This window comes from Bradyrhizobium sp. BR 1433 (assembly GCF_051547665.1).
In the GTDB taxonomy this organism is placed as follows: Bacteria; Pseudomonadota; Alphaproteobacteria; order Rhizobiales; family Xanthobacteraceae; genus Bradyrhizobium; species Bradyrhizobium australafricanum.
Genome location: NZ_JBPUGG010000001.1, coordinates 6,473,693 through 6,486,167, shown reverse-complemented (window position 1 = coordinate 6,486,167; position 12,475 = coordinate 6,473,693). Strand labels below are relative to the sequence as shown.

9 protein-coding genes and 2 pseudogenes are annotated in these 12,475 nt (G+C 61.8%); 7 read left to right on the top strand and 4 right to left on the bottom strand.

Annotated elements, in window-relative coordinates:
- Positions 1–178: 178 nt before the first annotated feature.
- The 3 genes and pseudogenes from ACSKB9_RS31270 to ACSKB9_RS31260 form a co-directional block, all read right to left on the bottom strand.
- A pseudogene (locus ACSKB9_RS31270) lies at positions 179–1,908 on the bottom strand (methanol/ethanol family PQQ-dependent dehydrogenase).
- Between the two features lie 122 nt (positions 1,909–2,030).
- Positions 2,031–2,678: a ubiquinol-cytochrome c reductase iron-sulfur subunit gene (locus tag ACSKB9_RS31265; protein WP_438077917.1), complete on the bottom strand. Its 648-nt coding sequence runs from the start codon at positions 2,676–2,678 to the stop codon at positions 2,031–2,033.
- A 126-nt stretch (positions 2,679–2,804) separates the two neighbouring features.
- Positions 2,805–3,140 carry a hypothetical protein gene (locus ACSKB9_RS31260; protein ID WP_028333161.1) on the bottom strand — a complete coding sequence of 112 codons (336 nt, stop codon included), beginning with the start codon at positions 3,138–3,140 and terminating at the stop codon, positions 2,805–2,807.
- A gap of 60 nt (positions 3,141–3,200) precedes the next feature.
- On the opposite strand from ACSKB9_RS31260, the gene ACSKB9_RS31255 reads away from it, so the two are divergent.
- The 7 genes and pseudogenes from ACSKB9_RS31255 to ACSKB9_RS31225 all read left to right on the top strand — a co-directional run bounded on the left by ACSKB9_RS31255 (position 3,201) and on the right by ACSKB9_RS31225 (position 10,781).
- Positions 3,201–4,181, top strand: a complete 981-nt coding sequence (locus ACSKB9_RS31255; RefSeq protein WP_438080479.1) for an RluA family pseudouridine synthase — start codon at positions 3,201–3,203, stop codon at positions 4,179–4,181.
- Positions 4,182–4,397: 216 nt separating this feature from the next.
- On the top strand, positions 4,398–5,294 hold the full coding sequence (rpoH, locus tag ACSKB9_RS31250; RefSeq protein ID WP_024581019.1) for an RNA polymerase sigma factor RpoH: 897 nt from the start codon (positions 4,398–4,400) through the stop codon (positions 5,292–5,294).
- Positions 5,295–5,743: 449 nt separating this feature from the next.
- Positions 5,744–6,151 (top strand): hypothetical protein, encoded by a 408-nt coding sequence (locus ACSKB9_RS31245; protein WP_438077915.1) that lies wholly within the window; start codon positions 5,744–5,746, stop codon positions 6,149–6,151.
- A gap of 429 nt (positions 6,152–6,580) precedes the next feature.
- Entirely contained in the window at positions 6,581–7,600 is a 1,020-nt protein-coding gene (locus ACSKB9_RS31240; protein WP_438077913.1) for a hypothetical protein, read from the top strand.
- Positions 7,601–7,778: 178 nt separating this feature from the next.
- Positions 7,779–8,591, top strand: coding sequence for an aminoglycoside phosphotransferase family protein (locus ACSKB9_RS31235; RefSeq protein ID WP_438077911.1), 813 nt, complete (start codon positions 7,779–7,781; stop codon positions 8,589–8,591).
- A gap of 1,279 nt (positions 8,592–9,870) precedes the next feature.
- Positions 9,871–10,524 (top strand): annotated as a pseudogene (locus ACSKB9_RS31230) (molybdate ABC transporter substrate-binding protein); the annotation flags it as partial.
- A gap of 134 nt (positions 10,525–10,658) precedes the next feature.
- Positions 10,659–10,781 (top strand): hypothetical protein, encoded by a 123-nt coding sequence (locus ACSKB9_RS31225; protein ID WP_438077909.1) that lies wholly within the window; start codon positions 10,659–10,661, stop codon positions 10,779–10,781.
- A gap of 295 nt (positions 10,782–11,076) precedes the next feature.
- On the opposite strand, the gene ACSKB9_RS31220 is transcribed toward ACSKB9_RS31225, so the two are convergent.
- A complete protein-coding gene (locus ACSKB9_RS31220; RefSeq protein ID WP_438077907.1) occupies positions 11,077–11,952 on the bottom strand; it encodes a L,D-transpeptidase in 876 nt (291 codons plus the stop codon).
- Positions 11,953–12,475 lie beyond the last annotated feature (523 nt).

The following is a 12,475-nucleotide window of genomic DNA, read 5'->3' as shown; positions in this document are numbered from 1 at the left end:
GCAAGCGCGGACCGGGAAGCGGCGGTCTCCCCATCCGCCGCTTCCCGATCGCATCGCCCCCTATAGGTGAGAAGCGTTTTCGAACGAAACGAACACCGTTTCGCTTGGAGAAAACGCGTCATAACAAGCCGGCGCTTCGGTCCTGATTCAATCAGGACCGAAGCTCGGATCACGTGGCTTACTTCTTGTCGAGCGCGAACACCCAGATCACGCCGCCTTGCGGGACGTTGTTCTCGAAGCCCTTGACCTTGCCGGCCAGAGCATCCTGGATGCGTTGCGCGTCGACGCCCAACCCGACTGGACCGCGATGTATTGCGTTCCGTCGACCTCATAGGACATCGGCATCGCCATGATGCCGGAGTTGGTCTTCTGCTCCCACAACAGCTCGCCGGTCTTGGCGTTGAAGATGCGGAACATCCGGTCGTTGGTGCCGCCGGCGAGAACCAGATCGCCCGCGGTCGCCGTCACCGAGCCGAACAGCTGCGAGGTCTTGAAGTCGTGCTGCCAGACCTTCTTGCCGGTGGCCGGATCCCACGCCTGCAACTCGCCGAAATGATCGGCGTTCGGTGCCGGCGTCAGCCCGATGTCCTCCGGCTTGGTGCCGAGCCAGAGCTGGCCGGGCACCAGCGGCTGCTTCTCGCCGGTGAAGCCGCCGCAGAAGTTCTCGTTGGCGGGAACGTAGACGAGCTTGGTGCTCTGGCTGTACGCCGCCGACGGCCAATCCTTGCCGCCCCACAGCGACGGGCAGAACTCGACCCGCTTGCCGAGCACCGGCTTGTGCTCGGGATCGACGATCGGCCGGCCGGTCTCGGCCTCGATGCCCTTCCAGACATTGGTCTTCACGAACGGCCAGCCGGACACGTAGTTGATCTTGTCGGGTTTGTTCTCGAGTATCCAGAAGATCGCGTCGCGTCCCGGGTGGATCAGGCTCTTGAACGACCGTCCGTCACGCTGCAGGTCGACCAGCATCGGCGCATCGACCTCGTCCCAGTCCCAGGAATTGTTCTGGTGATACTGGAAGTGCTTCTTGATCTTGCCGGTCTCTGGATCGAGGCCGATCACCGAGCTGGTGTAGAGGTTGTCGCCGGCGTGAGCCGAGCCCGGCCACGGCGCAGCGTTGCCGACTCCCCAGAGGATCGTCTTGTTGTCCTTGTCGTAGACGCCGGTCATCCAGGCCGATCCACCGCCCGACTTCCAGTCGTCGCCGCTCCAGGTCTCGTGCCCGGGCTCGCCTTCGCCGGGGATGGTGAAGGTGCGCCAGAGCTCCTTGCCGCTCTCGGCATCGTAGGCGACGACATAGCCGCGCACGCCGAACTCGCCGCCGGAGCCGCCGACGATCACCTTGCCGTCGACCACCAGCGGCATCAGCGTCAGGTATTGGCCCTTCTTGTAGTCCTGGACCTTGGTGTCCCAGACCACCTTGCCGGTCTTGGCATCGAGCGCGACGACATGGTCGTCGGTGGTGGCAAAGTAGACCTTGTCCTGCCACAGGCCGACGCCGCGGCTGGTCGGATGCAGCTGGAACAGATCGTCGGGAAGCTGCCGCTTGTAGCGCCAGTACTCCTCGCCGGTCTTGGCGTTGAGCGCGATCACCTGCCCCATCGGGGTCGCGGCGAACATCACGCCGTTGTTGACGATCGGCGGCGCCTCATGGCCCTCGATGACGCCGGTCGAGAAGGTCCAGACCGGCTTGAGGTCCTTGACGTTGGAGGTGTTGATCTGGTTGAGCGGACTATACCCCTGTCCGTCATAGGTCCGGCGATACAGCATCCAGTTGCCGGGTTCGGGATTTTCGAGACGCGCCGAGGTCACCGAACTGTAGTTTTCGATCGGCCCTGCGACGGCATAGGTCGAAATGAGGCACGTGAATGCGACACAACTCGACAGTAACCACTGCTTGCTTGTCATGAGATGCTACCTCCCTGCTCTGTTTTGATTTTTCAATTTTATTTTGAGCATGATCTTTTCGGAAAACCGCTTCGCACTTTTCCGGATCATGCTTTAGGTCATGCAGAAATCTCGATGTGGCCTCATCCTCCTTGCTGAGCACCCACCTTTCCAACGAATGGCGCTGCGACCGTGATCGCGCCGTCGGCAATCGTCAGCGGCAATGCCGCGAGGCGACGTGGCGCCGGCCCGAACACGACCTGCGCATTCTGCCGCGGATCGTATTCGGAGTTGTGACAGAGGCATTTCAGAACGTTCTTGTCGCCCTGCTCTTCCTTCAACCAGGCGGTGATCGGACATCCGGCATGCGTGCAGACGACCGAGTAGCAGACGATGCCGTCAGGCGCGCGGGCGCGCGTGGCATCGTCGAGTTCGCTCGGATCGAGTTTGACGAGCACGACCTCGTTCAGCCGCGAGCCCTTGCGGATGACCGAGGTGTTCGGATCCTGCGGCCAGGCGCGAATGGGCGGGCCGCCCAGGGTCAGATCTTCCGACTTGATGACCTGGCCGGCCTTGTCGCCTTCGGCGCGCACGAGCCGATCGGCTTTTTGCGGCCGCTCGCTGGCACCGGGCTGTTCTTCATCATCGGCGGCGGCTGGTTCGATCGCGGCGAGACAGGCGCAGCCTGCGAGCGCGGTCAACACCGCGCGGCGCGTCGGGTCGGCGCACGACCCTGCCGCATCGGATTCACCGGACTGCTCGATCGAAGCGCTGGAGTTGGCTTGCGACATGGCGCAAGCTGAACGTGCAACTCGGCCGAAAAGATGGCGGCACACCTTCTCGATGCGAGAACGCATGCGCAAAAAATACGCTGCAGCTTTCGGTTGATCGACGGCGCGGCTTCGCGATCGCTGCGATCAGGGCTCGTTGACGAAGCTCAGCCTGCCGACAGGTTTCAGCGTCTTTGCATCAAATGTGCGAATCTCTGTTGCACCGCCCACGTCAAGCGTGAGGACCAATCGTTCGCCGGCGACACCGGTGGCGACGATGCGCGCGCCTTTCGGCAGCGCAGCAGTGACGTCGGAAACGGAAACGGGGCTTCCCTCGCTGCGATAAAGGCGGTAGCCGATGGCAATCAGTACGACGGCCACGGCCAGTGCCGAGGTCAGGCCCGCGATCAGCATCATGCGCCGCACCCGCGCGATCAGCGCGGCCTGGTCGGGGGTCGGTTCGGTCACAGCGGTGTCGGTCATCACAAGGCTCTATCTTTGCAAGTTTCTTCGCAACAAGTCTCTTCGAATGGCGGTCGGAAGCTGGAGGTCGTCGTCGCCGGCGACGAGGGCTCGGCCCGGCTTGACCGCGTGCTCGCGCAGCGCAGTCCGGAGCTGTCGCGGTCCCGGCTGAAGGCGCTGATCCTGGCCGGTTCCGTGACCGTCAAGGACGCCGTCGTCCGCGACCCCGCTTATCATGTCGCCAAAGGCGATACGATCATAATCGACGTGCCGGAGGCCGCGCCCGCCGAGCCGCAGGGCGAGGACATCGCGCTCGATATCGTGTTCGAGGACGACGACATCATCGTCATCGACAAGCCGAGGGGCCTCGTCGTGCATCCCGCCGCCGGCCACGCCAGCGGAACGCTGGTCAACGCGCTGATCGCGCATTGCGGCTCGAGCCTGTCCGGCATCGGCGGGGTCAAGCGGCCGGGCATCGTGCACCGCCTCGACAAGGACACCACCGGACTGATGGTGGTCGCCAAGAACGACCAGGCCCACCAGTCGCTGACCGCGCAGTTCGCCGACCATGGCCGCACCGGCCCGATGGAGCGCGGCTACATGGCGTTCGTCTGGGGCGTGCCGAACCGGCCCCACGGCACCATCGACGCGCCGATCGACCGCCACCCGCACGCCCGCGAGAAGATGGCGGTGCGCCAGGGCGGCCGCGAGGCGATCACGCATTTCGAGGTGCTCTCGAGCTTCGCCGGCCGCGACGGCAAGCTGGTCGCCTCGCTGCTGGCGTGCCGGCTCGAGACCGGGCGGACCCATCAGATCAGGGTGCACCTCGCCCATCTCGGCCATCCGCTGCTCGGCGACAGCGTTTACGGCGCCCACTTCAAGACCAAGGCCGGGCAGCTCGGCGCGGAAGGTAAGGACACACTCACTGCGCTGGGCCGGCAGGCCCTGCACGCCTATCTGCTGGCATTGGAGCACCCCCGGACCGGAGAACTTTTGCACTGGGAGGCGCCTTTGCCGGAGGATTTGCTTCTTCTGCAACGGGCGCTGGAAGCGGCGGTATGACGCACCCCTTCCGGAAAAGCCGCGTTATGACAACAGGTTATACCTGCCACACGGGGACGTGACGTCAGCAATCCTTCCCTATCACGGACAGTTTGGTGTATGTTGCACCTGCGCTGAATATCCAGCGCGGAACATCGCAGCATGGCCGGCTTTAACCCAGCGGCCACCTGCCGGGCCCGCCGCTATCGGGGGCCTGAACCACTGGAGGGCGCTCAAATGGCCCGTACAGCTACGTTGCCGGTCCTCAATGGAGAATCCGGCCTCTCTCGATACCTCGCCGAGATCCGCAAGTTCCCGATGCTGGAACCCCAGCAGGAGTACATGCTCGCCAAGCGTTGGCGCGAGCATGACGATCGCGACGCGGCGCATAAGCTCGTCACCAGCCATCTCAGGCTCGTGGCCAAGATCGCCATGGGCTATCGCGGCTACGGCTTGCCGATTTCCGAGGTCGTCTCGGAAGGCAATGTCGGCCTGATGCAGGCGGTGAAGCGATTCGAGCCCGAGAAGGGCTTCCGTCTCGCCACTTACGCCATGTGGTGGATCAAGGCGTCAATACAAGAGTACATTCTGCGTTCCTGGTCGCTCGTGAAGATGGGCACCACCGCGAACCAGAAGAAGCTCTTCTTCAACCTGCGCAAGGCGAAGAGCAAGATCTCCGCCCTGGAAGAGGGTGATCTCCACCCCGACCAGGTCAAGCTGATTGCCAAGCGCCTCGGCGTGACCGATCAGGACGTGATCGACATGAACCGCCGCCTCGGCGGTGACGCGTCGCTCAACGCCCCGATCCGCGACGACGGCGAAGCCGGCGAATGGCAGGACTGGCTGGTCGACAACTCGCCCAACGCCGAAGCCCTGATGGCCGAGAGCGAGGAGTTCGATCATCGCCGTCAGGCCCTGAACGGTGCGATCGGCGTGCTCAACCCGCGCGAACGCCGCATCTTCGAGGCGCGGCGTCTGGCGGACGAGCCGATGACGCTGGAAGACCTCGCCGCCGAGTTCGGCGTGTCGCGCGAGCGCGTGCGGCAGATCGAGGTCCGCGCGTTCGAGAAGGTGCAGTCGGCCGTGAAGGGCACGATTGCCCGGCAGGAAGCCGCGCTCGAAGCCGCGCACTGATCGCGCAGCAGCGAGCCAACAGACACGAAAGCCGGCGGCAACGCCGGCTTTTTTGTTGTTTGCAAAGTGGTGCTCGGCACGCACCTCGATCCGGGGCGTGTAGCCATCAATCCGCCTGCCGACGAATGTCCGCATCAGCCTCGGGTGCGGACCCGTGAGGCGCACTCGGTCATGCCGGCTAAGGGGCCAGTTTCGGACCTTCCCGACAGGCTGCAGTGTCTTCGTGCAACGCCACCTGTTCCCCGGATGCGTCAGGTGCCGTAGAATGTCGTGGCCCTTGAAGCGGGACGTGCCGAAATCACCGTCCGGGCAAACGAGCAGCACAGGTGCTATCGGCAGGCACACGCTCTCCTAGAGGCCGTTCTTTTTTCGGTTTCACACCACCGTTCACCACGAACTTTGCGCGCTGCATTTGCGGCCGCTCGTTCGGTAACGTCGGGAGAAAAGCGATGAGGAAGGTCGATCGAAGGTCCGCACTGGGAATCGCGTTGGCAGCGGTTTCGACTGCCATGATCAAGCCCGCCGAGGCTCAAGCCACGGGCTACAAGGATGCTGCACCCTGGCCAGGTGTCGTGGTGCGTGAATATGAAGGCGAGACACCATCCCTGATCCCAGGATTCAAGACGGTCTCAATGCGCGATGTCATTATGCAGCCGGGATCGAAGACCATGGGCCCCCCGATGATGAATGCCATGATCTGCCATATCACTGAGGGGGAGCTTCGGCTCGAGCAGGAGGGAAAGACCTTTACGGGCAAGAAGAATTTTGTCTGGACCTGTAATAAGGAAACAAAAGAGCAGGCGTACAACGATGGGAATGTGGTCGCGATCATGCGGATCACGGACCTGAAGGCCTAAGTCTCTTTTTCTTCGCAAGAGATAGCAAGAGATAGATTGTAGGAGCGGATGGCGCACGCGACGACGCGCCATCCGTGCAGGACGCTTCGGGTCAGAAGGCGATATCCCTGAATTCGGATCGGGTTTCCGCTTCGTCCCCGAAAGCAGGCGTCCTGGATTTTGATGGAGTACGCGGCCCTACTCGCCCACTGCCGCGCTATGCCGCGACATCGCGATGAACCCAAGCCGCGCACGCTCATTCCGCCGAAAACCACGGAGTGTCTTATGGCTTCGCGTTCACCGACTTCGACGGCACCTTCAGGTAGCTGACGGGAATCCGAGGGCGATGATGAACCGGCATAAACTCCAAAGCGACCCATTGATACGCGGATATTTCAATCCGGGTCCTACCCGTTCCGCAGTCGGTCTCTCCGTTGGGAGATAGTCAACATGGCATCACCTGGAAAAATCCAGGAGTACGGATCGCAGGCACCGGATACGATTGCGGCGAAGTTATTCAACTTCGAAGTCGGCAAGTTCGCCATAAAGCCGGAACATTCCAATTGGCTGATCAGTGTCGTCGCTCCAAAATTGAGGAGCGGAGGAAGCCTTACAATTATCGGACTTGCGAGTCGTACCGGCAGCGACGATTTCAACATGGAATTGTCGCATAACAGGCTGCGGGCCGTAATCGATCTGCTTCGCAAGCAAGTGCCCAACAATTTCAAAGTTGCGCTCGAGGTGGCGAAAGGGGAACGCGCGGCCAAGTATGCAGGTGAAATGGATGGGGTGGAAAACGAAGCCTGGCGTGGTGTGATCATCTCGGTTTGGAATAAGCCAAATCCACCGCCGCCGCCGCCACCACCGCCGCCTCAACCGAAACCTCAATTTTATCCGGAGGAACGCAAGTTCTTCAAACGTTGGCTTGGCTTCGGCGTCAAGTCTGGCGGACAGTTGTTGATCGGCGGCATCGAGAGCACGACCGCGTACGTCGTGAACCTGGGAGATTTGGAGACCTTTGATCTCCAGATTATTAGCAGCCGGTGGGGACTGGGTCTTGGAGGCAGCGGAGGGGCGGTTGCTGTTATCGGCTTTGGTTTCAGCGTTCCATATGAGTTGCACCGTGAACCCCTGAATGACTGGGGCGTCAATGTCGCATTTACCGAAAAGCTGATCTCGAAATCGGCACTACAATCGATCCATAACAGCAAGTACTTCATCGATGGCTTGAAAAACGGCAGGTACGTGGCACCCGCGCTGAATACGCGTAACACCTTTACGGCTATTGGCTTACTTCAAAACGTGAGAAATGCACTCCACACGCTGTACGGAGGATTTGAGGCAGCCAAGGGCTCGGGCGTCATTGTGCTCGACTTGCCGTTTTTAGGTGTGGGACTTGAATTGTCCGCTTTCTTGACGCGAGGAACCATGTACGTCTCGAATCCTTCCCATTGGATTGAACCGAGCTGAAGGCTCGGACGAGACTCGCCAAAGCCTTGCCGCTACCGAGGGACTTCCGGTTCACCTCGAAGACCCGGCGTTCTCGATGGTCACGCAGGCCGTCAGCGATGGTGTCCGGCGGCCCCGCGACGGGAGGGGTTCCTTTTTGCTCGCCGCCGGTGTTTGCTCTGCACGGCGGAGAACGGGCATGCGGGGATCGCTGGGGGAAAAGATCGGTGAAGGCGCCTACTCCGAAGCCTACGCCTGGGCGCCGGGGCAAGTCGTCAAACTGTTCAAGCCCGGCTTGCCGCGGCGGATGCCCTGGTTCGAGGTGCACATGATCCGCGCCGTCCACGCCGCCGGCGCTCCGGTGCCGGAGGTGTTCGGCGAGGTGACCCTGGACGGGCGCTTCGGCATCGTGCTGCAGCGCCTCGACGGACCGACCCTGCTGCAGCTAACCCGAACCGGCGCGGTGACGTTCGAACAGGCCGGCGCGATCGTCGCGGCTCTTGCCATCTCCATTCACAAGACGCCCCTGCCGCCGGAGGTCCTCTCCATGCGCGAGTATATGGAGGCTCAGTTGGAGCACGACGACGGCAAGCTACCGAAGCACATCGCCACTGAAATCCTCGCGCTGATCGATCGCTTGCCGCCGGGCGACGGGCTCTGCCATACCGACCTGAGCCCCGGTAACGTGATCATGACAGCGGAAGGCCCAAAGCTGGTCGACTGGGTCAGCGCGATGCGCGGGCCCGCCGTCCTCGAGCTTGGGTTCTTGCGCGTGATCCTGTCCGAGCTCGGGCCGGAAGTCGCCGACAATCCGGAGCGGCCGCGCGCGACCAATGCGGCGGCGCAATCCGAATATGCCCGGCTCAACGGCATGTCCCTCGCGGAGCTGACGGCGGCAATGGAGCCGTATTTGCCCATCGTCCGCACCTTCGCCGTTCTCGGCAACGCGGTGCCTTCGCTGCGGGAGCGGCTGATCCAGCGCATCGAAGCGGCACTGCGCTCGGGAGACTGAATGGTGACCTCTCCGCACGCTTCACAGCGCTCCGTCGCAATTCATCGAACGGCGGTTAATTGCCTGGCGTTTTCGAACCTTGCCTGGGCCTCTGAGAGGGCACTGTCGATGGCGAGTCCCAGTCAATCATTTTCAAGCAAATGAGGAGTTCGACATAGCTTTGTACTTGCCCTGACCCTGCCATGAGTTCGCAACTTTCTCGCGGTCCCGCCGGGACAGTTAGCCAGATCGAGTTTAGCTGCTGCCGCGCAACCGCCTCGTCACTCACGCACTTGCTCGCGTCCTGGGGAAGTCCCGACGCTTTATCGTCAACGGAAACGTCCGCGCAAAGCGACTTGATGTCGAAGTTGGGAACACTGTCTGAAATTTGTACGGGCGGCTGACCAACGAGCGATAATGCCAAGAGCGCTGCCCTCATGAGATCTCCCTCCCCGTCCGGTGCGCCCAGCTGGAAGGCGGATTGAGCTGGGACTGACGCGGCTTCGGAGGCTGTAGCGGCCGCCCTCCGCCCACGACGTTACATTGCGCCTTTTTCCCAATTTCTATCCACTACGAACCGCAATGCTGCGGCGCGCTACTACTTTTGCGCATGCGATTTGCCTGCCCGTCTGTTGGTTAGGACCAGTTCCGAATGGCAATTGCCGCGGGCATTTGCCGATTTACGATGTGCTCAGTCGTGCGGGTTTGGCCGACGTTCCACCACACCTCGACCATGCGCGATAAGGGATCGCCCGCTTCACGCTTGATCTGATCGTACTCCGCGTGGAACGCCTGCATGTCGGCGGCGAACTGCCGGGCGACCTCAGGCGGGATCTCGAGCGGCTTTCGCTTGATGGGCTGTAGCGCTGATCATCCGAGCAGAAGAGCGCCCCCGCCGACGACGAAGAAAACTATCGCTAGACCTATCGGGCTGTACTCGACGCCATCCATCTCGATCGACCATCGAACGAGGAACCGGGCAAGCCCCAGCTCAGGGGGTGAGCCGGGGCTGCCGGGGCTGGAAGGCTGTAGCGGCACAGCCTCTACTCACGACGCTACGACTTTCCCGAATTTGATCCACAAGAAACCGCTGTTGCTGCAGCGCGCTACTACCAATGCCCCACGCACGCGATCATACGGTCTCATACAGCGCACCGACGCCCGGCATGCCGCAGGTTACGGTGCGGCCACCTAGTCCATTTTGATCAGGCGCATTGGCACAAACTGTGTGGCGCAAACACAGCAGGCCAAGGCGGCCATCAACACCCCATTGAATGCGACCGATGATTTTACAGCCGCGATGTTGATTTCTCGGCTTGGGCCTCCCGGAATGGCGTGCGCGCGACTGGATGGTGGAGGCTCGCACATGGTCTGCAACGGCAGCCTTCGAGCTTGGTTTCGAAGTACTTTGCAGGGTACCCTCCATAGGTTGTTTGGGAGGCACATCATGACCAAGCGGTGTTTTTCGGTCCTTGCATTGCTTGCGTTGACGTTTGTAAACCATTTGGTCCCCAGCGCACACGCAGCCGAGGTCAGAGTTCTGGCGGGCGGCGCGATGAACGCGATCTGGATGGAGATCAAACCGAAATTCGAACAGGCTTCGGGTCACAAGCTTGATATTTTCTTCGGTACGACGCCAAACCTGATCAAGGAAGCGACGTCGGGAAAGCCATTCGATGTCGGCATCGTGCCGGTCGAGGTGATGCAGGATGCTGACGCACGGGCGCGGTTTGTGAGTGGCTCGACCATCGACATCGCCCGCGTCGGCCTCGGAGTCGCAGTTCGTGCGGGCGGGTCGAAGCCAGACATCTCGACACCCGCCGCACTCAAAGCGTCGCTGCTGAAGGCAGAATCGGTTGCTTCAATTCCGCAGAGCGCAACTGGCTATTCAATCGCGAAGGTGTTCGACCGGCTCGGCATCACCGAACCGATGAAGGCAAAGATGAAGCCGCAGCCAACGCCAGCGCAAGTTGTCGCGGTGGTCGCCGCGGGAGAAGCCGAGCTTGCCCTGTTCCTGATGAACGTGTTGATGGCTCCGGGGCTGCAGCGTAGTCGGTCCGTTCCCAGCCGAGGTGCAGCAGGACGGTCGTGTTCACGGCCGCGCTCGGCACGGACGCCAAGGAAGCTGCAGCGGCAAAGGCCCTTCTGGACTATTTGAAGACGCGGGACGCCGAGGCGGTGATCAAGGGCAAAGGCATGCGTCCCGGTTGAAGTTGCGTCAGATGAAGCGCGTGACGTCTGCTCTATTTCCCTGAGGTCGGGGCGGGTTTCCGCTTCGTCCCCGAAAGCGGGCGTCCCGGATTTTGATGGAGTACGCGCCTACTCGCCCACCGTCGCCCGCAGCCTTCGCTGGAGGGGCGTCCTGGAAGTCGATCCAGTCGTGCGCGTAGACGCGCTCCAGCGGGATGCCGTAGCGCGCACGGCACAAGGTTGATGGGTATCGCTTCGCTCCACCCATCCTGCGGGGCTGCCTCTCAAGTTGTAGATCTGGGACAGTGGAATTGAGTTACTGGGCGTCGGCCATCTTCGATCGAGAAGCCTGCGGTTGCGCGATGACTGCCGCGGGCCGGCTCGACGGCGACGCCGGTTCCTGCGATGAGACGGCGGCGTCGGGCGGCGCGCCCGGGGATGGTCGATGGGCAGCTGGTGCCGGAAGCACGATCACTTTCGCGCCGACTTTCACCCGATCATAGAGGTCCATGACGTCGTCATTGGTCAGCCGGATGCAGCCGGATGAAACCCGCTTCCCGATCGTATCGGGCTTGTTGGTGCCGTGGATTCTGTATTCGGTATCGCCCAGATACATCGCCCGGGCACCGAGCGGATTGCCAGGACCGCCCGCCATGAACCGCGGCAGATAAGGCTGGCGCGAAATCATCTCTGCCGGCGGACGCCAATCCGGCCATTCTGTCTTGCGGGCCACGACCTGCTCACCGGACCATGTGAAACCTTCGCGGCCGACACCGATGCCGTAGCGCATCGCCTGCCCGCCATTCAGAACCAGATAGAGGAATGTGTTTCCGGTATCGATGACGACGGTGCCCGGCGGCTGGTGACTGACGTAGTCAACCACCTGCCGAGCAAATTTTCCGGGAGCGTCAGCGGCTTTTGGTGTTTCGATCCGGGGCGCGGGGACCGGGATCGGAACCGGAGCTGGCGCTGGAGCCTGAACCGCCGCCGCTACGTGAATGGGAGTCGACGGCGTAGGACTAGATGGTGCCGGCACCTGGTGCGCGGCTTGCTTCCGTATCGGTTGAACGCTCGCCGGCCGCCACAGCAAGCCGTACCCCAATGCGGCAGCGGCCACGACGCCAACTACAACTCTTCCGGCCACTGGTAGCGCGAGCGTCTCGGTCTTTCCACGTTTGGCCCGCTTACCCATACCTCTCCCCTGATCGCAATGCCCGGAAGGGGTACCCGGCAAATTTTAACAAGCTTCGAAGCGATGTCGCCCAGGCTGGAAATCGCCAAGCGTCGTTAACGCCAGCCCCTGTGCTGCAACACCCATCGTCCACATTCGATCGCCGGTTCGGGCAAAGCAAGGGCCGCCCAAAGGCGGCCCTCGCGCAAAGATGCAACATCACTTCAACGTATAGGTACCAGTCTGGTGATTGCAGTCTTGAAAGGTTCCCTCTTTGATGACCGGGAAAGGCCCTAAGGGTTGTATCGTTGCGGTCATGACCATGCCGTCGTACTTCCCAGTCCCCGCGACTGTCTCTCTGGTTACCTTTCCTTCTGACGTCGAGAAGTACGAAAGTCGCTTATCACCGTCTCGGTCAATGGACTCGCAGACCGTGGTGCCAGTAATCTTCCCACCAAGAGACGCACTAACCCCTACGCACCGGAATGTATCTTTGTCGAAAAGCCCACCCGGAGGATTGCTTCGGATAGAGCCGGTATGCTCA